At 67.7% G+C, this 21,599-nt stretch carries 21 protein-coding genes; 18 read left to right on the top strand and 3 right to left on the bottom strand.

The window, feature by feature from the left end; all coding sequences use genetic code 11:
• The first annotated feature begins 73 nt into the window (after positions 1-73).
• The 14 genes from KIH27_RS04285 to KIH27_RS04220 all read left to right on the top strand — a co-directional run bounded on the left by KIH27_RS04285 (position 74) and on the right by KIH27_RS04220 (position 14,561).
• Positions 74-598, top strand: coding sequence for a YbaB/EbfC family DNA-binding protein (locus tag KIH27_RS04285; protein ID WP_214091693.1), 525 nt, complete (start codon positions 74-76; stop codon positions 596-598).
• The gene (eccA, locus tag KIH27_RS04280) at positions 591-2,312 is read left to right on the top strand and encodes a type VII secretion AAA-ATPase EccA (RefSeq protein WP_214091692.1); all 1,722 of its coding nucleotides are present in this window, start codon (positions 591-593) and stop codon (positions 2,310-2,312) included. Before KIH27_RS04285 ends, eccA begins: the two co-directional genes overlap by 8 nt.
• On the top strand, positions 2,312-3,754 hold the full coding sequence (eccB, locus tag KIH27_RS04275) for a type VII secretion protein EccB (protein ID WP_214091691.1): 1,443 nt from the start codon (positions 2,312-2,314) through the stop codon (positions 3,752-3,754). The genes eccA and eccB overlap by 1 nt, the downstream gene beginning before the upstream one ends.
• A complete protein-coding gene (gene eccCa, locus KIH27_RS04270) occupies positions 3,754-5,985 on the top strand; it encodes a type VII secretion protein EccCa (RefSeq protein ID WP_214091690.1) in 2,232 nt (743 codons plus the stop codon). The genes eccB and eccCa overlap by 1 nt, the downstream gene beginning before the upstream one ends.
• Before the next feature lie 37 nt (positions 5,986-6,022).
• Positions 6,023-7,774: a type VII secretion protein EccCb gene (gene eccCb / locus KIH27_RS04265; RefSeq protein WP_214091689.1), complete on the top strand. Its 1,752-nt coding sequence runs from the start codon at positions 6,023-6,025 to the stop codon at positions 7,772-7,774.
• A gap of 214 nt (positions 7,775-7,988) precedes the next feature.
• Positions 7,989-8,285, top strand: coding sequence for a PE family protein (locus KIH27_RS04260; RefSeq protein WP_214091688.1), 297 nt, complete (start codon positions 7,989-7,991; stop codon positions 8,283-8,285).
• Between the two features lie 61 nt (positions 8,286-8,346).
• Positions 8,347-9,684 (top strand): PPE family protein, encoded by a 1,338-nt coding sequence (locus tag KIH27_RS04255; RefSeq protein WP_250149558.1) that lies wholly within the window; start codon positions 8,347-8,349, stop codon positions 9,682-9,684.
• 92 nt (positions 9,685-9,776) lie between these two features.
• Positions 9,777-10,079: a WXG100 family type VII secretion target gene (locus tag KIH27_RS04250; RefSeq protein ID WP_214091687.1), complete on the top strand. Its 303-nt coding sequence runs from the start codon at positions 9,777-9,779 to the stop codon at positions 10,077-10,079.
• 31 nt (positions 10,080-10,110) lie between these two features.
• Positions 10,111-10,398 carry a WXG100 family type VII secretion target gene (locus tag KIH27_RS04245; RefSeq protein ID WP_214091686.1) on the top strand — a complete coding sequence of 96 codons (288 nt, stop codon included), beginning with the start codon at positions 10,111-10,113 and terminating at the stop codon, positions 10,396-10,398.
• 100 nt (positions 10,399-10,498) lie between these two features.
• A complete protein-coding gene (locus KIH27_RS04240) occupies positions 10,499-11,878 on the top strand; it encodes a MinD/ParA family ATP-binding protein (RefSeq protein WP_214091685.1) in 1,380 nt (459 codons plus the stop codon).
• Positions 11,875-13,416: a type VII secretion integral membrane protein EccD gene (gene eccD / locus KIH27_RS04235; RefSeq protein WP_214091684.1), complete on the top strand. Its 1,542-nt coding sequence runs from the start codon at positions 11,875-11,877 to the stop codon at positions 13,414-13,416. The genes KIH27_RS04240 and eccD overlap by 4 nt, the downstream gene beginning before the upstream one ends.
• A gap of 22 nt (positions 13,417-13,438) precedes the next feature.
• On the top strand, positions 13,439-13,618 hold the full coding sequence (locus tag KIH27_RS04230) for a hypothetical protein (RefSeq protein ID WP_214091683.1): 180 nt from the start codon (positions 13,439-13,441) through the stop codon (positions 13,616-13,618).
• Positions 13,618-14,253 carry a hypothetical protein gene (locus tag KIH27_RS04225; protein WP_214091682.1) on the top strand — a complete coding sequence of 212 codons (636 nt, stop codon included), beginning with the start codon at positions 13,618-13,620 and terminating at the stop codon, positions 14,251-14,253. Before KIH27_RS04230 ends, KIH27_RS04225 begins: the two co-directional genes overlap by 1 nt.
• Entirely contained in the window at positions 14,250-14,561 is a 312-nt protein-coding gene (locus tag KIH27_RS04220; RefSeq protein WP_307856779.1) for a type VII secretion target, read from the top strand. The genes KIH27_RS04225 and KIH27_RS04220 overlap by 4 nt, the downstream gene beginning before the upstream one ends.
• Positions 14,562-14,570: 9 nt before the next feature.
• Here the strand turns inward: KIH27_RS04220 and KIH27_RS04215 are convergent, their stop codons facing one another.
• Together KIH27_RS04215 and KIH27_RS04210 are read right to left on the bottom strand one after the other, a co-directional pair.
• Positions 14,571-15,077, bottom strand: a complete 507-nt coding sequence (locus KIH27_RS04215; protein WP_214091681.1) for a hypothetical protein — start codon at positions 15,075-15,077, stop codon at positions 14,571-14,573.
• Positions 15,074-15,949, bottom strand: coding sequence for a glycoside hydrolase family 19 protein (locus KIH27_RS04210; RefSeq protein WP_214091680.1), 876 nt, complete (start codon positions 15,947-15,949; stop codon positions 15,074-15,076). The genes KIH27_RS04215 and KIH27_RS04210 overlap by 4 nt, the downstream gene beginning before the upstream one ends.
• Before the next feature lie 110 nt (positions 15,950-16,059).
• Here KIH27_RS04210 and KIH27_RS04205 point away from each other — a divergent pair, with 110 nt between their 5' ends.
• Positions 16,060-16,518, top strand: a complete 459-nt coding sequence (locus KIH27_RS04205; protein ID WP_250149557.1) for a hypothetical protein — start codon at positions 16,060-16,062, stop codon at positions 16,516-16,518.
• A 6-nt stretch (positions 16,519-16,524) separates the two neighbouring features.
• On the opposite strand, the gene KIH27_RS04200 is transcribed toward KIH27_RS04205, so the two are convergent.
• Positions 16,525-17,493 carry a WXG100 family type VII secretion target gene (locus KIH27_RS04200; RefSeq protein ID WP_214091679.1) on the bottom strand — a complete coding sequence of 323 codons (969 nt, stop codon included), beginning with the start codon at positions 17,491-17,493 and terminating at the stop codon, positions 16,525-16,527.
• A gap of 471 nt (positions 17,494-17,964) precedes the next feature.
• Between KIH27_RS04200 and KIH27_RS04195 the strand changes: the two genes are divergently transcribed.
• From KIH27_RS04195 to KIH27_RS04185, 3 genes are all read left to right on the top strand, one after another.
• A complete protein-coding gene (locus tag KIH27_RS04195) occupies positions 17,965-18,630 on the top strand; it encodes a hypothetical protein (protein WP_214091678.1) in 666 nt (221 codons plus the stop codon).
• A 125-nt stretch (positions 18,631-18,755) separates the two neighbouring features.
• The gene (locus tag KIH27_RS04190; protein ID WP_214091677.1) at positions 18,756-20,204 is read left to right on the top strand and encodes a 9-bladed beta-propeller domain-containing protein; all 1,449 of its coding nucleotides are present in this window, start codon (positions 18,756-18,758) and stop codon (positions 20,202-20,204) included.
• Between the two features lie 444 nt (positions 20,205-20,648).
• On the top strand, positions 20,649-21,596 hold the full coding sequence (locus KIH27_RS04185; protein WP_214091676.1) for an ESX-1 system-associated protein: 948 nt from the start codon (positions 20,649-20,651) through the stop codon (positions 21,594-21,596).
• Positions 21,597-21,599: the final 3 nt, after the last annotated feature.

Here is a 21,599-nt window from a genome sequence, read left to right as displayed (position 1 = left end):
TTAGAGTATTGACCACGCCGGGCGGGCCACCGCGTCGGGCCGGGTCGCCAGCAAGCCGAAAGGAGGACACGCGATGGATTCATACCCGTCCGACCCGCATGGGGACGACGATCTCGCCGCCCTCGACTTCTCGGTCGGTGACCAGGATGAAGGTTCAGGCCTGGATGCGTTCGACGCCTACACCGCGGTGGAAGAAGACGCGGATGACGGTGGTTGGGCGTCGATCGACCCGTTGGCACAGGCCGACGAACCCGACGAGGTCGACATCCCCGGCTTCCTCGTGACCAACCCGCCGGGGACAGTCTCGGTGACGGCGTACATGGACGGTCGGGTCGGCAGCATTGAACTGTCCCCGAAGGTCACGGACATGACCGAAGCCGAACTGGCCGACGAGATCGTCGTCATCGCCCGTCTGGCACGTGAGAAAGCGCGATCCGCACAGTACGTGTTCATCTCGGAAGTCATGCAGCAACTCGGCCCCGGAACCGCGGAGACGCAGGAGTTCCTGGGCCGCACTATGGGGCTGCCGTCGCCTGCCGAAGCACAAGAAGAAGAGGCAAGGGTGTTTTCCACCAGGTATGCGAGTGACCATGAATGACCATCTAGTACGACTCTTCGGCAGCGCCGTCGGCATGCTGGGCAGTGCGCCGAATCGGTCGCTGGAGCTGTTCAGCGAGATCACCAGCTACGACGAGGCGGCGTGCGACGCCTGGGTGGGCCGGATCCGCTGCGGCGACCTGGACCGGGTGACGCTGTTCCGGGCCTGGTACTCACGCCGGGAGTTCGGCCAGCTGGCGGGTGCGGCGGAGATCTCGATGAGCGGCCTGAACGCCCGGATCCCGGTCGGCGGCCCGTTCGGCGAGATCACCTACCCGATCAATTCCCCGCTGGCGATCACGATGGGGTTCGCCGTCAGTGAGGCCCAGGCCGGCAACTACGCCGACGCCATGGAAGCCCTCGATGAGAACCCGATCCCCGGCACCGAGCATCTGGTCGGGTGGACCAAGACCGTCGTCTACGCCGCCGCCGGCCGCTGGACCGACGTCATCGAGCAGGCTCGCCAGGCTCCCGGCTGGCCGGACCCGTTCCTGAGCGCCGCCGGTGTTGTCGCCCACGGGGTCGCCGCCGCCAACATGGGCCTGTTCACCGAGGCCGAGCGGCGTCTCACCGACGCGCACGGTTCCACCGCGGGCAAGGCCTGCGAGCCGGTCATCGCCTGGTACCTGGCGATGGCGAAACGCGGTCAGGGCAACGAGGAGGGCGCCCACGCCCTGCTGGAGTGGCTGCAGGCCAACCACCCCGAACCGAAGGTCACCGCCGCGCTGAAGGATCCGTCCTACCAGCTGGACACCATCAGCGCCGAGAACATCGCCGCGCGCAAGGACCCGTGGGACTCCAGCAGTGCGGTGGCCGACACCTCCGACCGTGACAAACTGCTGGACGAGGCGCAGGCCGAGCTGGATCGCCAGATCGGCCTGGGCCGGGTCAAGGAGCAGATTCAGCGGTACCGTGCCGCGACGCAGATGGCGAAGGTCCGGGCGGCCAAGGGCATGAAGGTCGCCAACACCAGCAAGCACATGATCTTCGCCGGCCCGCCCGGGACGGGCAAGACCACCATCGCCCGGGTGGTGGCGAACATCCTGGCCGGGCTCGGCGTCATCGCCGAGCCGAAGCTGATCGAGACGTCGCGCAAGGACTTCGTCGGCGAATACCTGGGCCACACCGCGGTCAAGACCTCCAAGACCATCGACCGCGCGCTCGGCGGGGTGCTGTTCATCGACGAGGCCTACACGCTGGTTCAGGAGTCCAGTTCCGGTGGTGACCAGTTCGGCCAGGAGGCGCTCGACACGCTGCTGGCCCGGATGGAGAACGACCGCGACCGGCTGGTGGTGATCATCGCCGGTTACGCGGGCGACATCGACCGGCTGCTGGAGACCAACGACGGCCTGCGGTCCCGCTTCTCCACCCGGATCGAGTTCGAGTCCTACTCGCCGTCGGAGATCCGCGAGATCGCCGAGGTCATCGCCACCGCGAACGATTCGAAGCTCGACCCCGACGCCCTCAAGCAGGTGGAGCAGGCTGCGACGGTGCTCAGCGAGCGCACCATCGGCGACAAGCCCGCCCTCGACGTCGCCGGCAACGGCCGCTACGCCCGCCAGCTGGTGGAGACCGCGGAGCAGTGCCGCGACATGCGGCTGACCCAGTCACCGGACTTCGAGAGTCTGGACGCCGACCGGCTCAGTGAGATCAACGGCGCCGACATGGCCGAGGCGATCAGCGCCGTGCATTACCGGTTGAACATCGGCGACTGATGGCAGGCTTCCGGCTCACCACCAAGGTCCAGGTCAGCGGCTGGCGTTTCCTGCTGCGCCGGGTGGAGCACGCGATCGTGCGGCGCGACACCCGGATGTTCGATGACCCGCTGGCGTTCTACAGCCGGTCGGTGGGGGCCGGATTGGCGGTCGCGATCGTGTTCATGCTCGGCGCCGCGGCGCTGGCCTACTTCAAACCGCTGGGTCATCGCGGCGGCGACAACCTACTGGTGGACCGGACCACCAACCAGCTGTACGTGATGCTGCCCGGCACCGACCTGCTGCACCCGGTCTACAACCTGACCTCGGCCCGGCTGGTGCTGGGCAACGCGGGTGCGCCCTCGGCGGTGAAATCCGCTGAGCTGGACCGTATCCCGAAGGGGCAGCCGATCGGTATCCCCGGCGCCCCGTACGCCACGCCGGTGGTGGCCGACGCGTCCTCGGACTGGGCGCTCTGCGACACCGTCGCCAACCCGGACAGCGTGCAGCCCGTCATTCAGACGTCGGTGATCGCCCGCCCGCTGGGATTCGATGCGGCGATCGGCGCCATGCAGCCCGACCAGGCGCTGCTGGTGACCTACGAGGGCAACAAGTGGGTGGTGACCAAGGACGGCCGGCACCTGATCGACCTGGCCGACCGCGCGGTGGTGTCGTCGCTCGGCATCCCGGTGACCGCGAAGACGACGCCGATCTCCCGCGGCATGTTCGACGCACTGAACAACGCGGGTCCCTGGACCATCCCGATCATCCCGAAGTTCGGCGAACCCAACACCATCGGCCTGCCGCCGAACCTGGTGATCGGCGCCATCTTCCAGACGCTGTCCGAGAACGGGCCGCAGCACTTCGTGGTGCTGCCCGACGGGGTCGCGAAGATCAACCACACCACGTCGGCCGCGTTGCGCGCGATCAACTCCTTCGGGCTGGTCACGCCGCCGTCGATCGAGTCCAGCGCGGTATCGCGGATCAACGAGCAGGTGTACCCGTCGCCGCTGCCGGACGGTCAGCTCAAGGTGCTGCTGCGCCACGACGCCCCGACGCTGTGCTGGGCATGGCAGCGCGACGCGGGCGACTCGGCCCCCAAGGTCACGGTGCTGGCCGGCCGGCACCTGCCGATCCCGCCGGCCGACCGAGCCACCGGGATCCAGCAGATCGACGGCACCGCGACCGTGTACATCGACGGCGGCAAGTTCGTGCAACTGCAATCGCCGGACCCGAAGTACGGGGAGGCGCTGTACTACATCGACCCGCAGGGCGTCCGGTACGGCCTGCTCGGCGACAGTGTCGCCCAAAACCTCGGTCTGGCGGCGCCCAAGCGGGCACCCTGGTCGGTGGTACGCCTGCTGGTGGACGGGCCGGTGCTGTCCAAGGAGGCCGCACTGCTCGAGCACGACACCCTGCCCGCTGACCCCAAACCCCGGAAGATCGACGTCGGAGCCGGCTGATGACCACGAAGAAGTTCACCCCGATCTCCAAGCGGGGACCCCGACTCACCCCCGGCGAGATCAACGTCAGCCCGCCGGAGGACCTCGGGATCGAGATCCCGCCGTCCGGCGTGCAGAAGGCGATGCCTTACGTCATGGGCGGCGGCATGCTCGGCATGATCGGCATCATGGTGTTCACCGGCGTCCGCCAGCTGTCGCCGTACATGCTGATGATGCCGCTGATGATGATCATGACGACGTTCGGCTTCATGGCCGGCGGCGGCCCCGGCGGCAAGAAGGTCCCGGAGATCAACGCCGACCGCAAGGAGTACCTGCGCTACCTTGCCGGGTTGCGTCAGCGCGTCACGTCGTCGGCCAGCGCCCAGGTGGCGTTCTTCGGCTACCACGCGCCGAATCCGGAGGACCTGCTCTCGCTGGTCGGCACCCACCGGCAGTGGTCGCGCGCCGCCGACAACGACTTCTTCGGCGCGGCCCGGATCGGGCTGGGCGCCGAACCCGCCGTCGACCGGTTGCTGAAGCCTTCGCTCGGCGGTGAACTGGCCGGCCCGAACGCGGCCGCCCAGCCGTTCCTGGAGCCGGTCAGCCACATGTGGCTGATCAAGTTCCTGCGCACCCACGGCCTGGTGCACGACTGCCCGAAGCTGGTGCAGTTGCGCAGCTTCCCGACGATCGCGATCGGCGGCGACGAGGTCCGCCGGGCCGGGCTGCTGACCTCGCTGATCTGCCAGCTGGCGGTGTTCCATCCGCCGGACCTGCTGCAGCTGCGGGTGCTCACCGATGACCCGGAAGACCCCGACTGGTCCTGGCTGAAGTGGCTGCCGCACGTCCAGCACCCCACCGACAAGGACGCCGCCGGGTCGACCCGGATGGTGTTCACCCGCCCGGAGGGGCTCAGCGACCTGGCCGCCCGCGGGCCGCACACCCCGGACGCCACCCCGGGCGGACCGTACGTTGTCGTGATCGACCTGACCGGTGGTCGGGCCGGCTTCCCCGTCGACGGCCGGGCCGGGGTCACGCTGATCACGCTGGGCAACCATCGCGGCTCGGCCTACCGCATCCGGCTCGACAAGGAGGGCACCGCCGACGACCGGCTGCCCAACCAGAGTTTCCGGCTGGTCACCTCGGCGACCGATTCGATGACGCCGGCGCAGGCCAACCGGCTGGCCCGCAAGCTCGCCGGCTGGTCCATCACCGGCACGATCATCGACAAGACCACCCGCGTCCAGAAGAAGGTGTCCACCGAGTGGCACAACCTGGTCGGGGCGCAGCAGGTCACCGACGTGATGCCGCGCCGCTGGCGGATGTTCACCGACCTCGACCGGGACCGGCTGAAGATCCCGTTCGGCCACGAACTCAAGACCGGCGATGTGATCTCCCTCGACATCAAGGAGGGCGCCGAGTTCGGCGCCGGTCCGCACGGCATGCTGATCGGGACCACCGGCTCGGGCAAGTCGGAGTTCCTGCGGACGCTGATCCTGTCGCTGGTGGCCACCCACGACCCGCACCAGGTCAACCTGCTGCTCACCGACTTCAAGGGCGGTTCGACCTTCCTCGGTATGGAGAAGCTGCCGCACACCGCGGCCGTCGTCACCAACATGGAGGAGGAAGCCGAGCTGGTCAGCCGCATGGGCGAGGTGCTCACCGGTGAGCTCGACCGTCGCCAGGGCATCCTGCGTCAGGCCGGCATGCAGGTCGGCGCGGCCGGTGCCCTGTCCGGTGTCGCCGAGTACGAGAAGCACCGCGAGCGCGGCGCCGACCTGCCGCCGCTGCCGACGCTGTTCGTGGTGGTCGACGAGTTCGCCGAGCTGCTGCAGAACCACCCCGACTTCATCGCGCTGTTCGACCGGATCTGTCGTGTCGGCCGGTCGTTGCGGGTGCACCTGCTGCTGGCCACCCAGTCTCTGAACACCGGCGGTGTCCGCATCGACAAGCTCGAACCCAACCTGACCTACCGGATCGCACTGCGGACCACGAGTTCCGCGGAGTCCAAGGCCGTGATCGGTACCCCGGAGGCGCAGTACATCACCAACAAGGAGAGCGGTGTCGGGTTCCTCCGGGTCGGCATGGAGGACCCGGTGAAGTTCAGCACCGTCTACACCGGCAGCAACTACGTCCCGCCCGGCGAGGACGATCTCGCGACCAACGGTGACAACAACCAGCACCGCAAGCAGGAGATGCGCATCCGCGAGTTCACGACGGCGCCGATCCTGGATGCACCGGTGGCGCGATGATCGACGCGAAGCGGACCGACGCAGGGGGGCACCGCCGATGAGCACCGAATCCCAGCCCAGGGTGCTGCGCGAGGTCATCCTCGAGCAGCTCGGCACGGGCGAGGAAGTCGCCTACAAGATGTGGCTGCCGCCGCTGGCCGACCCGACCCCGGTCAACGAGCTGATCGAGGCCGACACCCACCAGCCGCTGCGGATCCCGCTGGGCATCATGGACGAGCCGCGCCGGCACCGCCAGGACGTCTGGGGCATCGACGTCTCGGCGGCCGGCGGCAACGTCGGCATCGGCGGCGCGCCGCAAACCGGCAAGTCGACGTTCCTGCAGACCCTGGTGGTCTCGGCGGCGGCCACCCATTCGCCGCGGGACATCCAGTTCTACTGCATCGACCTCGGCGGTGGTGGCCTGATCTACCTCGAGGACCTGCCGCACGTCGGCGGGGTGGCCACCCGTTCGGAGCCGGACAAGGTCAACCGGGTGGTCGCCGAGGTCAAGGCGGTGCTGCGCGCTCGGGAGGCGATGTTCAAGCAGTACCGGGTCGGCTCCATCGCCGCCTACCGGCAGATGCGGGCGGACCCCAACAACCCGGTCTCCCAGGACCCGTTCGGCGACGTCTTCCTCATCATCGACGGCTGGCCGGCATTCATCTCGGAGTTCCCAGACCTGGAACCGCTGGTGCAGGACCTCGCCGGTCAGGGTCTGGCGTTCGGCGTGCACATCATCATCTCCACCCCGCGGTGGACGGAGTTGAAGTCGCGCGTCCGCGACTACCTGGGCACCAAGGTCGAGTTCCGGCTCGGTGACGTCAACGAGACGCAGATCGACCGGATCACCCGGGAGATCCCGGCGGGCAAGCCGGGTCGCGCGGTGTCGATGGAGAAATTCCACCTGATGATGGGGGTGCCCCGCCTCGACGGCGTGCACAGCGGGAGCGACCTGGTGGAGGCCATCACCGCGTCGGTGCAGCACATCGCGGCCCAGCACACCGAGTCCGCGCCCGAGGTGCGGGTGCTGCCGGACCGTATCCACCTGCACCAACTGGACCCCAACCCGCCCGGACCGGACGCCGACTACCGCACCCGGTGGCAGATCCCGATGGGCCTGCGGGAGTCGGACCTGTCCGTCGCGTACGCCGACATGGCGAACACCCCGCACATGCTGATCTTCGGGGCGCCCAAGTCGGGCAAGACGACGATCGCGCACGCCGTCGCCCAGGCGATCTGCTCCCGCAACAGCCCCGACCAGGTCCGCTTCATGCTCGCCGACTACCGGTCCGGCCTGCTCGACGCGGTCCCGCAGAGTCACCTGCTCGACGCCGGCGCCATCAACCGCAACAGCGCGACGCTGGAGGACTCGATCCGGGCGCTCGCCACCAACCTGCGCAAGCGGCTGCCGCCGGACAACCTGACGACAGCCCAGCTGCGTTCCCGGTCCTGGTGGAGCGGTTTTGACGTCGTCCTGCTGGTCGACGACTGGCACATGATCACCGCGGCCAGCGGCCCGATGAACCCGATGATTCCGCTGTCACCGCTGCTGCCCGCGGCGGCCGACATCGGCCTGCACATCATCGTCACCTGCCAGATGAGCCAGGCGCACCGCGCCACGATGGACAAGTTCGTCGGCGCCGCGTTCGGGGCGGGTTCGCCCACCCTGTTCCTCTCCGGTGACAAGCAGGAGTTCCCGTCCAGCGACATCAAGGTCAAGAAGCGGCCGCCCGGCCAGGCCTTCCTGGTCGCCCCGGACGGCAAGGAAGTCATCCAGGCCGCCTACATCGAACCGCCCGCGATCAGCTGAAACACCAGTTCGGACACCACCCGAGAAAATTAGTGTTCGGAGCACACCGACGGCGTGGTTAGGATAATTCCAGCAGCATTTCACGCGGTCACGGCCGCAGGGAGCCTGCTCGGTAAGGCGACATCTTCCGAGTAGCCAGCCTTGTGACAGCGTCCGCCTGTAGGCTGCGCCACGGCATACCCGTAGCACCCCCACGTAGTAAGAGGAGAAGCGCATGCAACCGTTGTCCTTCAACCCCGCTGTCTTCGGCATCGGCGCCCAGGTCGTGGGCACCGGCGGCGCAGGTCTGGCCGCCGGCACCACCGCCACCACCGCGGTGACCGCGCTGGTCCCGGGCGGCATTGACGAGGTTTCGGCGCAGGCCGCACTGGCCTTCGCATCCGAGGGCGTCGAGGCCATGATGATCAACGCCATGGCCCAGGAGGAGCTGATCCGCGCGGGCGCGGCGTTCTCCGAGGCTGCCGGCATCTACACGGCCGTCGACTCCGCCAACGCCAGCACCCTCCTCTAACCAACCATCATCCAACCCACGGCCTGAGTCGGCCCAGACCGAGAGCTGAGACGAGAGCAGCATGGCGCCCGGAGCTATCGCCACCCTCACCGAGTGGAACGCGATGCCACCAGAGCTCAACACCTTCCGCCTGCAGGCGGGGGCGGGCGAAGGGCCAATGCTGCAAGCCGCTGCCGGGTGGGAGGCACTGGCGCTCGCGATGACGACTCAGGCCATGGAGTTGGGTGCGGCGCTCGCGTCGTTGGCGGCGGCCTGGCAAGGCACCGCCAACGAGCGTGCGGTCACTGCGACCATGCCGATGGTGGTGTGGCTGGAAATGCTGGCACTGCAGGCGCAGAAGCGGGCGATCCAGGCGGCCGCGCAGGCGGCGTCGTACGCCACGGCATTCGCCACCACCCCGCAGTTGCCGGAGATCTTCCAGAACCAGATCACCCACGCGGTACTCGAAGCCACCAACTTCCTCGGTTGCAACATTCCGCCGATCGGGGTCAACGAGATGGACTACGCGCGGATGTGGGCCCTGGCAGCTGCGGTCATGGACGGCTACGAGGTCGAATCCCAGGCCAACGTGCTGTTCGAGCCGATCATGCCGATGCAGCCGATCGTGATCCCCGGGGTGGGTGAATCCGCGATCGCGGCGGCGGCGGGTCGCGCGGCGGCAGGTGCGCCGGGTGTGGCGATGCGCAACTTCGCGTTCGCCCAGGCCAGCGTGCAGTCGACGATCGAATCGGTGGCGATGAACGCCGGCCGGATGGCCGCGATGGGCGACATCGCAGCCACCCGGGCCGAGGGTGCGGCCAGCAAAGAACGCAACCTCAACACCACCGTGCATCAGAACTCCGGGCAGTCCGAGCGGGGCCCGCAGCAGATGATGCAGAACCCGATGCAGATGGTCTCGCAGATGGGTTCGCAGCTCGCGTCGGCACCGCAGCAGATGAGCCAGATGGTGCAGAGCCCGATGCAGCAGCTGACCCAGCCGTTCCAGCAGGCTACGAGCATGTTCACCCAGATGGGCGGCAGCCACGGGCAGCAGATGGGCTTCATGGGGACCAGCCCGCTGTCCAACCATCCGCTGACCGGCGGGTCCGGCATGAGCACCGGCGCCGGACTGGTCCGGGCCGCGTCGCTGCCCGGCGCCGGGGGGTCGGCCCCGCGGACGGCGCTGTTGGCCAAGATCCTGGAAACGCCCACCCCGCCGCAGGGCGCTGCGGCGGGCCCGACCATGACGACCACCAGCGCGCCGGTCGGCGGTGGCAGCGGCGGCGGTGCCGGTGGCGGCGCCCCGGTCAACGCCGGTCAGCGCAAGAAGAAGTCGGCCGAGGTCGAGAACAAGGAGGCACTGGCCACCCCCATCCTCCTGCTCCAGGACCTGGGCGACGACGACGCCGACGACTGGTAGGTCGTCGCACCACAGAACTTTCCGGCTGCCCGGCCGGAAGACTCGCCAAAAGCACTTGGTGAGGACACAGAGAAAAGAAAAGGTAACTCAGCATGGCACAGATGAATACCGATGCCGCTGTCCTCGCCAGAGAGGCCGGCAACTTCGAGCGGATCTCGGGAGAGCTCAAGGGCGTCATCGCGCACGTCGACGCGACCGCGGGCGCGCTGCAGGGTTCCCTGCAGGGTCAGTCCGGCACCGCGGCGCACGCCGCGCTGATGCGCTTCCAGGAAGCTGCCAACAAGCAGATCCAGGAGCTCAACGACATCTCCAACAACATCTCGACGGCCGGTGTGCACTACACCTCGACCGATGAGGACCAGTCCTCGTCGCTGTCGTCGGCAATGAACTTCTGATCCCTCCCCCCAGAACACAAGGAGCAAAAATATGAGCGAACAGCTTTGGAATTTCGCCGGCATCGAGGGTGCGGCGAGCGACATTCAGGGCAGCGTGCAGCAGACCCACGGCCTGCTCGACGAGGGCAAGAGCTCCCTCGCGGCCCTGGCCTCGGTCTGGGGCGGTGGCGGTTCGGAGGCCTACCAGGGCGTGCAGATGCGCTGGGACAGCACCGCCGCCGAGCTGAACTCTGCGCTGCAGAACCTGGCGCAGACCATCAGCGAGGCCGGCCAGACCATGTCGCAGACGGAGGCCAGCGTCACCGGTATGTTTGCCTGAGTCAGGCCCGTGCGAGGTGGGCGAGTCGAATCCGCAAAGGGTTCGCCTCGCCCACCATCGTGCGATAAAGTTCTTCGGTTAAATCGTTGAGAGGTTTTTCATGTCGGCTGACTACGACCGGCTGTTCCACGCGCCCGATGCCGACCCCGCCGAGGTGACCTCCCAGGTCAACCTCGAAGACATCATGCGGATGACGCAGTCGCCGGCGGCTGGTGGCCCGCCGATGCCCCTCGATGGCCCGTCGGCCGCGCCCGCGCAGCCCGCTCCCACCCAGGCCGCGCCGGCACAGCCCGCACCCACCATGCCCGGAGCTGCGAACTCCCAGCGGGTGCCCTGGCCACCGACGATGCCCCAGCAGGCCGCCCCCGCCCCCGCGAAGCACGGGGCACCGGGTGCGCGCCACGGGCAGCCGCAGCAGCTTCCTCCCCCGCCGCCGCAGGCCCAGCCGGCGCCGGCGCCGTCACACTTCACCGGCAACGAGACCGGTGGCTGGCAGACCTTCCAGCAGCCTCAGCACGCGCAGACGTCCGCGACCAGCATCGGCAACCACCGGGCGATCGACGCGATGTCGCACGTCGGGGTCAAGACCGCGGTCAAGGCGCCGTCGCAGCGCGGCTGGCGGCACTGGCTGTGGCTGATGACGCGCCTCAACCTGGGCCTGTCCCCCGATGAGCGCTACGAGATGGACCTGCAGGCGCAGGTCCGCCGCAACGTCCGCGACTCCTACCAGATCGCCGTCCTGGGTTTGAAGGGCGGCGTCGGCAAGACCTCGGTGACGGTGTCGCTGGGATCGGCGCTGGCGAAGGTCCGGGGCGACCGGATCCTGGCGATCGACGCCGACCCGGGCGCCGGCAACCTCGCCGAGCGCGGCGGTCGGCAGTCCGCCGGCACCATCGCCGACCTGCTGGCCGACCGCGAGGTGGCCCGCTACAACGACATCCGCGCGCACACCAGCATGAATGCCGCGAACCTGGAGATCCTGCCCAGCGACGAATACAGCATGTCGGCACGGGCCTTCAACGACGAGGACTGGCGTCGGGCCATCGAGGTCGTGTCGCAGTACTACAACCTGGTGCTAGCGGACTGCGGCGCGGGCCTGTTCGACCCGGCCACTCAGGGTGTGCTGTCGTCGGCATCCGGTCTGGTGATCGTCGCCAGCACCTCGATCGACGGGGCGCGCCAGGCGGCCGTGGCCATGGACTGGCTGCGTCAGAACGGTTACCAGGACCTGCTCAGCCGGGCCTGCGTGGTGATCAACCAGGTCGTGCCCGGCAAGGCGAACGTCGACGTCGCCGATCTGGTCCAGCAGTTCGAGCGGCACCTGCAGCCCGGACGCGTCGTCGCCCTGCCGTGGGAGAAGCACATCGCCACCGGCACCCAGATCGAGTTCGACCTGCTCAGCAACACCTACCGCCGGCGGGTGCTGGAGTTGGCGGCCGCCCTGTCGGAGGACTTCGAGAGAAGTGAGCGACGTCGTTGAGTGCCCCGGTCGCCCAGTCCGGTACCGCCGCCTCCGGTGAGGCCGGCGGGCCGACCCAGCAACCGACCACCCGGGTGACGATCCTCACCGGCAAGCGGATGACCGACCTGGTGCTGCCGTCGAGCGCGCCGATGCAGGCCTATCTCGATGAGACCGTCGCCGTGCTGGCGGACCTGCTGTCTGACACCCCGGCCGACGTGCTGTCCGGCTTCGACTTCAACGCGCAGGGCACCTGGGCGTTCGCCCGGCCGGGTGCGCCGCCACTGCCGATCACCGACTCGCTGGACGACTCGGGCGTGGTCGACGGGTCGCTGCTGACGCTGGTGCCGATCACCCGCACCGAGCGCTACCGGCCCCTGGTCGAGGACGTCATCGACGCGATCGCGGTGCTCGACGAGTCCCCGGAGTTCAACCAGCACGAGCTGAACCGCTTCGTCTGGCTGGCGATCCCGGTCGTGACGCTGATGCTGGCGATCACGACGCTGCTGGCCTGGTCGCCGTCCGGGCAGAGCATGTGGTGGTCACTGGCTCTGGGCCTGTTCGGCGCCGGCCTGCTCGGCGGCAGCGTGCTGGCCCGCACCCGCTACAGCAACGTCCCGCTGTGCGAGAGTCTGCTGCTCGCCGCGGGACCGCCACTGATCGCGGCGATCGCCCTGGTGGTGCCGCTGCCGGAGGGGGCCACCGGGCTGGGTGCGCCGCAGGTCGCCGGTGGCGCCGTCGCGGCGCTGCTGCTGGCGGCGGCGACCCGCGGCGGGCCGCGCCGGCGTGCGGCGGTCGCCACCTTCGTGATCATCACCGCGATCGCCGTCATCGGCGGCGCCATCGCCTACGGCTACGACTGCCAGTTCTGGGTGCCGGCCGGTGCGATCGCGTTCGGGCTGATCATCGTGACGAACGCGGCGAAGATGACCGTCGCGGTCGCCCGGATCGCGCTGCCGCCGATCCCGGTGCCCGGCGAGAACGTTGACAACGACGAACTGCTCGACCCCATCGCCGCGCCCGACGCCGAGGCGGAGAAGTCGTCGACCTGGCAGGCGATCATGGACTCGGTGCCCGAGTCCGCGGCGCGCCTGACCGAGCGCAGCAACCTGACCAAGCAGTTGCTGGTCGGGTTCCTGGCGGCCGGCACGCTGATCCTGTCGGCCGGTTCGATCATGGTGGTGGTGCAGGGGCATTTCCTGGTGCACAGTCTCCTGGTCGCGGCCCTGGTCGCCACCCTGTGCGGCTTCCGGTCCCGGCTGTACGCCGACCGCTGGTGCGCGTGGGCGCTGCTGGTCGCCACCGTGGCGATCCCCACCGGTGTGATGGTGCGGCTCTGCCACTGGTTCCCGGAGCGGGCGTGGCTGATCCTGGCCATCTACACGTCGCTGGCGCTGGTGGCGCTGGTGACGATCGGCGCGACCGAGGGCGTCAAGCGCACTTCGCCGATCACCAAGCGAATCCTGGAACTCCTCGACGGCGCCTCGATCGCCGCCATCATCCCGCTGCTGCTGTGGATCGCCGGTCTGTACGACGCGATCCGCAACATCCGATTCTGATTCCGACGAACGGAGGTTCCCGATGACGCACGAACCGTTGCGCGTGGATCCAGTGCGGCTGGCTCAAGCTGGGGAGAAGCTCGAGCAGTTGGCTCAGCAGATCCCGCAGATCAAGCCGGACTTCTCCGTCTCCGGGTCGGATCCGTTGACCGCCGCGATCGGCGCGAAGATCCCTGAGCTCGAAGAGCCGGTAACCGGCTGATGCCCAAGCCATCTGAACTCATGGCGCAGGGCGCGGAACTCGGCCGCACCGTCGGTGCCGCGGCCAACCGCTACGCCGAGACCGATCAGACCCTGTCGCAACGCCTCACGCCGAGTCAGTTCGATGAGAACGGCAACCCGGTCATCGGCTCGGGTACCAACCCGGCCTCCCAAGCAGGACAGTCCGGCATGGGCGGCATGGAGCAGATGGGCCAGATGATGCAGATGCCGATGCAGATGGCCCAGCAGATGGGCCAGATGCCGATGAGCATGATGGGCATGGTCGGCCAGGCTCCGCAGATGGCCATGCAGGCGGCCCAGCAGTTCGGCAAGATGGGCGGAGGCGCCGGCAAGATGGGCGGCGACCCCAAGGATGCACTCGGGGACCCTCCCGGTGGGATTCCCGGCGAACCCCCGCACGACGACAAACCTGCCGACGACAAGCCCGATGACCAGGGCGCTGCCGGGCCGGATGAGGCGAAACCGCAGAGCGCGCCCGCACCGGTACAGCAGGGTGGTGCACCTGCCGAACGCATGGAGCCGATCCCCGTGCAGCCGGACGCCCCGTCGTCCGCGCCGGTTGGACCGACGACTTCACCTGACCAGCCCAAGCCGTTCCGGAGCATTGACCTGTGAGCGGCGACGAGATCCTGATCGTCGACCCAGCGGTGTTGGACAGCGTCGCCGCCGACTTCAGCGGCATCGGCGATGACCTGGACGGTTTGGATGCCGGCGCGCCGCTGGGTGATGCTGCCGCGGGCGTGCCGCAATTGACCACCGCAGCAGCCTGCCGCAACGCCCAGTCGACGGTCGAGACCGATACCGCGGCGCTGGCCGATGCGGCCCGCGATTACGCGGAGAGTCTGCACAAGGCGGCCACTGACTACCGGTTGCGCGACTCTGCTTCAGCGGAGACGATCACGCGGGTGCCGGTCGGCGGCTGAAACCGACGTTCAGGAACCAGCTTTCGGGTGCACCCAGGTCACCGTGTTGCCCCGACCGATGTAGCTCAGTTGCAGGGACGTGCCGGTGACCTCCAGCGGCAGATAGACCAGGGCGTCGGCGGGTCCGGAGCCGTTCCAGCGCAGCCAGAGCACGCAACGGTCGGCCTGATCGGCGGGCATGGCGGACTTCGCCGGGGTGAATTCCCACGGCGAGTAGCTCCACTTCCCGGCGCGCCGGCCATCATGCCCGTGTGATGTCAGGATGCCGTCGGCGCCGAGGGTCACGACGGTCGTGTCCCCCGGCTCGGTCCAGTCCCCGACGAACTGCTGCGGCGTGAATTCCGCGTCACCACAGGGATTGTTGCCGGGGCCCGAGAGCGGGTGGACGGTGGAGACCGACTCCGAGGCTGGCTGTGGCAGCGTGGGCCGGGTTGGCGAACCACACCCGACCGTGCCCATCACGACAGCCGAAAGGGCGCACCCCACAACCGCTTTGGCCATCATCCGGTTGATCACTCGCCCAGCACCTGCAATCCTCGGTTGTAGTAGTCGGTTCGTTCGGCCAGTCCGTAGTGACCGCCGTTGACCATCTCGGTGATCTTCACGATGTCGCCCCCGTCGGCGACGGCGTTGCCGTTCCGGCTGTTCCAGTACCAGAGCGCACTCTTGAAAGCGTATTCCGGTCTCGCCGCCAGCTCGGGATGGTTGACGAAGTCGACGCCGAGATCCTCGCTCATCCTGGTGTAGTTGTAGCGGCCGGTCACCTGGATCGCGCCGCGCCCCTTGTACCGCTCACCGTCACCGGGTTCGGTGTTGCCGAGGTCGGCGCGGCCCTCGTACTCGCTACCGCTGGCGTATTCCTCGAAGGTGCGGAAGCGGTCGGATTCAACGGCCAGCTGCGAGATGAACGCGGCCTGCCGTTCCGGGGTGTCCATCCCGCCGTCGCGCATCGCGTCGTTGAGCGGGCCGACGATCTCCTCGGCGCGTTCCGGGGTGAGTTCGGGCACGATGCGGCGCAGTTCGTCAGCGCTCACCGGGTGGTAGCCGTCGTCTGGTCCGTGGTCACCGGCTTCATCTGCCGGCCGGTCTTCGGGTTCCACGCCCTCGATGCGGTCAGCAGCAGCGGCGTCGCCACGCCGGTAGGCTTCCGCAGCAGCCTGCAGATTCTCGGCGTAGCCGGACAGGTCCGTGCCGAGTTGCCGTGATTGGTTCTCGACGGCGGAGGCGACCTGCTGGCAGGCGAGCGCGGCATCCAGCCCCGACAGCGGCCCCGCCGCACCGCGCAACGCGGGGGCGGCCGACGTGTTGCCCAGTTCCGTGGCGATACCGGCTAACCCAGCAGACGTCTGCTCCAGCACCGCAGGATCCACCCGCAACAACCCGGTCATCGGCGCCCCTCGCAGTCGACCTGAAAATCGTATCCCGGCGACCGGGGCACCTGGTGCAGCAAAATTCTGCTAGTTGCTGTCCTGCGCAGCGCGCCTATACCGTTGGGCGCATGCCCTTCCGTAGTGCGCGGTTGCTAGTGCTGCTCTGGTCGGTGAGCCTTGCCGCCGCTGCCGGTGCGTGGGCAGATGCGGCCGCACCGCCGCACGCCGTCGACCCCGGTTCATCGGAGGGGGCTGCAATCACTCAGCCCGCGACTGCGGCACTCGACACCGACCTCGGGAAGCCGGCCACGCTGGTCGTCAAGCAACTCAAGGTCTTCGGCGACTGGGCTTTCGTCTATGGATCGTTGCTCGGTGCCGACGGCGGGCCGATCGACTACGCCGGCACACCGTATGCGGAGGCCGCCACCAATCACGCGAAGTCACGCAGTTACGCGGCGCTGCTGCGACGCGACGGGGATGGCTGGGCGCTCACCGATCAGGCCGTCGGCCCCACCGATCCCGCCTGGCAGGCCTGGCCGAGCCAGTACGGGGTTCCGGCACCATTGGTCGAGGTTCCGGGGAACTGACGCTTGCTAGGGCGGCGACAGGTACACCACGTTTCCGTACGGGTGGCCGTAGCTGATCCGTTGCGAGCCATCAGGATTGACGTTGTTCGAGCCGATCAGGGTGAGTTGCCCATTGTTATTGGCGGAGACCAACTCGGTGTGCTCATTGCCGTTGATGATCGCGACGTCGCCCGGCCTGGCCTCCGATGCCGGCACCACCCGCCAGCCCTGCGCCTGCAGGCGTTGCGACGTCTCGGCGACCTGATTGCTGTGCCAGTCGATCAGACCGGCTTTCTGCAGGGTTGCGGTCACGAAGTTGGCGCAGCAGACGTCGTTGGGGACGTTCGGGTCCATCGGCAGGTCACCACTGCCCTTGAGTTCCGAGGCGTCTCGGTCGAGGACTTGATCGGCGATGTCGGCCGGGTTGGCTTTGTGGGGCGGGTCGGGTTGCGGCTGGGGTTCCGGCACATCGGTGGGGGGCGCTTCCAGGGTGTCGTCGAACTTGCGGATTTCCGCCCCAGCACGCAGGTCGGCCCAGGTGAATTCGGCCAGCTTCGTTTTGATCTGACTGGTGAACTGCATACCCATCAGGGCCAGTTCCATGCTCATCACCGATGACGTCTCCGCCAACTGGTTCAGCACCGATCCGGGTGACACCGAACCGTCGTCGGCAACCTCCCAACCGGACGCCTGCGCACTGTCGACGGCCTCCCGCAGCTGCGCGCGGATGCCGGCCATCTCCTGCCCACCGGAGGCCATGGCCTGCTGGAGCGAACGCAGCCGATCCCGGTGCTGCTCTTGACCGGAGATCCGCTCACTGAGGTGGTCTTGGGCGGCCGACGAAGCCCTGCCCTCCCACGCCGCCTGCAACTGCGACAGTTTCGCGCGCTGGTCGGCGATCTGGCTGTCGAGGGCGGTGATCGAGGCGCTCAGTTCGCCGGCGCCGGTGGTGAGCGCATCGGCGTTGGCGTCGAGGACCTGCGGGACCGTCAGCACGGAGCCACCGTCCTCCCCCGCTCACACCGACTGGACACGCTCGGAGTGTATCGGCGCACCTGGCGTTGCGGCAGCGGTTGCGAGCCTGGTCGGCGCAGCCCGAGGGCCCTGCCGGTTACGCTGCCCATGCACTGGACGAGAGCGAGGACGTGCACGATGCGGTTCAACCCTCCACCCACCTGGCCGCCGGTTCCACCGGGCTGGTCACCGCCGCCCGGGTGGAGCCCCGATCCGTCGTGGCCTGCGCCGCCGCCGGGCTGGCAGCTCTGGGTGGACGACGCCGTGGGGTACCCAAGCCCGCACTCGCCAGCACCCGCGTACCCACCGGCCTACCCGACACCGTTTCCGGCCGCGCGGCCACCAAAATCCCGGGCCGGGTTGTGGGCGGGCTTGGCGGCGGGTGTCGTAGCGGTGCTCGTGGTCGGTGGAGTGATCTGGCATTTCAGCGGTGGCGATAACCACGGGTCCCACGTGGCGAAGACGTCCGTCGCCAGCGCCTCTAAGAAGGGGCCGCTGTCGTCGCTGACCAAGGACCTGCTGCTGGACCGCTCCCAGTTCACCGGCTTCAGCGGGGACCAGTGGAAATCAGACCTCGGCCGTGGCAGTGCGCCCACCGAAGGGCCTGCACCGGGCAGCTACGGGACTACGAGTCCGCAGGAATGCAGCACGCTGGACACAGGCAAGCCGACGGGCAGTCTGGCGGGAACCCAGGCGGCGTCGTCGGAGCTGAGCGATACCGATCCCGAGGGGACGCACATGGCGTCGGTGTCTTTGACGCTTCCCGCACCCGATTTGGACGTGAAGCGGTACATCGACAGATGCGGGCAGTACACGATCACGTCTGACGTCGGCGGCCAGACGCTGACCCAGACCGTCACACTGCGGCTTCTGCAGCCCAGTGGCCTGCCGAAGTGGGCTACCGCCTACGGCACGACCATTGACTCGAACTCCCCCATCCCCGGGCTCGCGCCGCTGCACGGGTACACGGTGATGGTTCGGGGTGCCTACCGCGATGTGCTGGTCAACGCCGTCCAGTTCACCATGAGCCACGACGCGGGCTATGACGCGGCGGGTGTCGCGGGTCAGCTCACGACGCTGTTCAACGCGCAGGTGGCCAAGTTGGAGGCGGCGCCGTAGGGGTGGGCGATGAGACGCAAGAGAGGACGACCAGGGGGTTCCTGACACCGAGGTCGGCCTGCCGACACCTGATGCCGTGCACGCGCAGATCCCCCAGATGTTCACCACCCAGTACGAGGCCGACGGTGACTGACCCCCGGACCAGCAACGTCGCACCCACCCGGGCTGCGTCGCGGTATAGGCGGTGGTGGCCGGCGGTGGTGGCGATCGTGGCGATGGTGATCGCAGCCCTGGTGATGGTGCCCCGGATGCCGGGTGAAAACGCCCGTGGCGCTTGGCAGCCCCCGGCGCAGACCTCGCTCGCCGAGCCGATGGACGCGCAGCCGGTTGTCGGCTGGCGGGCGCACGTCACCGATCTGGGGTTGCCGGCCGCCGACCCCGGTGCGGTGCAACTCAGCAGGATCGGCGCCACCAACCCGCCGTATCCACGCGACCCGTTCCTCGGAACCCTCGGCGATTCGGCGTATTTCCTGGCCACCAGTCCCGGTGAGCCCACAGCGCGGTGGTGGTTGGTCGGAGTCGATGTCCGCGACGGGCACCGCCTGTTTCCGGCGGTCCCGCTCAACGTGCAGAGCGCCCTTCCGCCGCATTGTTTTCGCAACGGTCCCACCGCGCTGCTGTGTGTGCATACCGGCAATGACGCCGGCCGTACCGTGTGGGTCATCGACTCCCGCAGCGGCGCAGTGATTTTCACCGGCCCCACAGAGCTCAACACCGGTGCCGGGCACAACTGGGTGCAGCAGGTCGGGGATTACGCCGTCGCCGAAACGATGAACAAGGGAATCAGCGGCATCGGCCCACACGGCGAGCTGACCTGGTTCGTTCCTGGTGATGGCACCGTCGGCGGGCGCCAGCCCCGGAACTCGGATCTGCCCACGCAGACGCTGACCAGCCAGCGCAGCGCGCAGCGAGGTTCAGATCAAAGCGTGGTCTTCTCGGTGGTCGACGGCACAATCGCCACCCCGGAACTCAACCCTGACATCGTGCAGCAGAGCACGATCGTGCATTCGAGCGGCTTCGTCGCTGAACTTCACGGCCGCGATGACTCCGCACGCAGGGCGATCGGGTTCTTCGACACCGCCGGTAAACAGCGTGGGCAGCGCAACGACGCCACCGTGACGGCTCTGGGCTGGCAGGACGTGCCGGTGCTGCGCCGAGCCGACGCACCCCATTACTGGGTGTCCAACGCTGAGGGTGAATCGCTTGCTGCGGTACGCCTTGACGGTGCGCTGGCCGCGGTGCGATTAGTGGGATCGCGACTGTTCCTTGGCGCTGACCCCACCCGCTGGGATGCGTGGGTGCAGTACGACCTCGCCACCGGTGAGCAGGCTGCGACCTGCAAGGTCGCCATGGCCGACGACTACTTGGGTTCCCACGGTTCGACCGCGGTGTTCACCTTCGGCGATCCTGACACCGGAATCGGCATGGTCGCGCGTGATCTCGACACCTGCGAGACCCGATGGCGCATGGAACCCGAGGCCGGGTCATCGCGACGGGTGTGGCGGGCCGGGCTCACGCTAATCCAGTTCTCCGCCGATGCCACCGAGTTGTCCAGCCTCGTCGCACCCCACTGAAGCGAGCAATCGCCAGCCCAGGCCGTGACGGACCGGTGCCACACACCCCCTGCTGTACGACGAAAATCAGTGCACCGGACTGGCCGTTTCGTCGCTTAAGCTCGTTAACAATAGGCCGGTAGCATCACCGGGACAGTTGTGACTGATGTGAGCGGTGAAAGGTGAGCGACCGTTGAGCCGGAGTGACTTGCAGGAGAGCCGATGACCACCCCTCCTCCGCCAGCACCCCAGGGACCGTATGGCCAACCGGGTCCGCAGGGATCCTGGCCCACTCAACCGCCCGTTCCCGGGCAACCCCCCACCCCACCGCCCGGTCCCCCGGCACCCGGTCATCCAGCACCCGGTCAACCCTATGGGCCCCCACCCGGGCCGTACCCAGGCTGGCCACCGGTTGGACCCCCACCGAAGTCCAATGGATTCAAGTGGGCGCTGCTTGGGGTTGCGTTGATCGCTGTCATCGCGGTCGCGGTCACTATCACCATCGTCGTGCTGCACTCCGGTTCCGACGGTCGCGGCGGCAAGAACGGCACGGGGGCGACATCAGATATCGTCAGCGCCGAGGACACAGGGTCTATCGGAATCATCACCGACGAGCCTACCTGCGACAAATTCATGCCGATAAACAATGCCCTTGCCGCACTGGAGAAAAAGGGCTGGAGTGATCGCAATCCGTCGATTCCAGCCACCGAATGGTCTGCCGATCAGCGAACACAATACGAAGAAATCGCGGCGGCAATGCGCAACACTGCAGACCAGTACGTGACACTGGCGAAGCAGACACCTCATCGCGTCGTTCGGGAACTGTATGAACAATCCATCGCCTATGCGAGATCCTACGCAGACAGCGTGCCCAACTATACTGCGCAAGATGAGCAACTAGCGAGAACTTTCATCAGCGCGACAAACGTCATCGTAAACGTTTGTGAATCAATTACGTACGGTTCGGCGGGAGGAAGAGCAATCCTTGCAGACCCGCAACCTGGATCGCATCAGGTACCCGCACTTGAGGACCCGGCGAAGCCCACACGTTTCCTAACAAGCCCTGATTCAACTTGTAAGGGTGCGATAGCCAACTCAACAGACACGAGCAGGGGCTTGTCCGAATGGCTGAAGATCGACGCGAGCATACCCGCGACGGAATGGACTTCCGAACAGAACGCCATAAATGACGCCGCAAGTCAAACGATGCTCTCCAGCGCGGACAGAGCAGCAGAGTTAGCTACGAGGACCAAGAACACGGTGCTGCAGGATTTTCTCGACCTCGCCGCCCAGTATCAGCGGGTATACGTGAAGGCTGTTCCGACATACGTTGCCGCCGACAGCTACCTTGCCAGTGCAGGAAACCAAGCAAATGCAATAGTTACGGCGGCATGCTTGGCAGTCGGAGGTTAGAGA

This window comes from Mycolicibacter acidiphilus (genome assembly GCF_018455725.1).
GTDB lineage: Bacteria > Actinomycetota > Actinomycetes > Mycobacteriales > Mycobacteriaceae > Mycobacterium > Mycobacterium acidiphilum.
This window is presented reverse-complemented; position numbering and strand designations above follow the sequence as displayed.

Bases quoted from the DNA above. Each gene is read 5' to 3' on its own strand.
- KIH27_RS04285 (WP_214091693.1), top strand. From the start codon at position 74: ATGGATTCATACCCGTCCGACCCGCATGGGGACGACGATCTCGCCGCC.
- eccA (WP_214091692.1), top strand. From the start codon at position 591: ATGAATGACCATCTAGTACGACTCTTCGGCAGCGCCGTCGGCATGCTG.
- eccB (WP_214091691.1), top strand. From the start codon at position 2,312: ATGGCAGGCTTCCGGCTCACCACCAAGGTCCAGGTCAGCGGCTGGCGT.
- eccCa (WP_214091690.1), top strand. From the start codon at position 3,754: ATGACCACGAAGAAGTTCACCCCGATCTCCAAGCGGGGACCCCGACTC.
- eccCb (WP_214091689.1), top strand. From the start codon at position 6,023: ATGAGCACCGAATCCCAGCCCAGGGTGCTGCGCGAGGTCATCCTCGAG.
- KIH27_RS04260 (WP_214091688.1), top strand. From the start codon at position 7,989: ATGCAACCGTTGTCCTTCAACCCCGCTGTCTTCGGCATCGGCGCCCAG.
- KIH27_RS04255 (WP_250149558.1), top strand. From the start codon at position 8,347: ATGGCGCCCGGAGCTATCGCCACCCTCACCGAGTGGAACGCGATGCCA.
- KIH27_RS04250 (WP_214091687.1), top strand. From the start codon at position 9,777: ATGGCACAGATGAATACCGATGCCGCTGTCCTCGCCAGAGAGGCCGGC.
- KIH27_RS04245 (WP_214091686.1), top strand. From the start codon at position 10,111: ATGAGCGAACAGCTTTGGAATTTCGCCGGCATCGAGGGTGCGGCGAGC.
- KIH27_RS04240 (WP_214091685.1), top strand. From the start codon at position 10,499: ATGTCGGCTGACTACGACCGGCTGTTCCACGCGCCCGATGCCGACCCC.
- KIH27_RS04230 (WP_214091683.1), top strand. From the start codon at position 13,439: ATGACGCACGAACCGTTGCGCGTGGATCCAGTGCGGCTGGCTCAAGCT.
- KIH27_RS04225 (WP_214091682.1), top strand. From the start codon at position 13,618: ATGCCCAAGCCATCTGAACTCATGGCGCAGGGCGCGGAACTCGGCCGC.
- KIH27_RS04210 (WP_214091680.1), bottom strand. From the start codon at position 15,949: ATGACCGGGTTGTTGCGGGTGGATCCTGCGGTGCTGGAGCAGACGTCT.
- KIH27_RS04205 (WP_250149557.1), top strand. From the start codon at position 16,060: ATGCCCTTCCGTAGTGCGCGGTTGCTAGTGCTGCTCTGGTCGGTGAGC.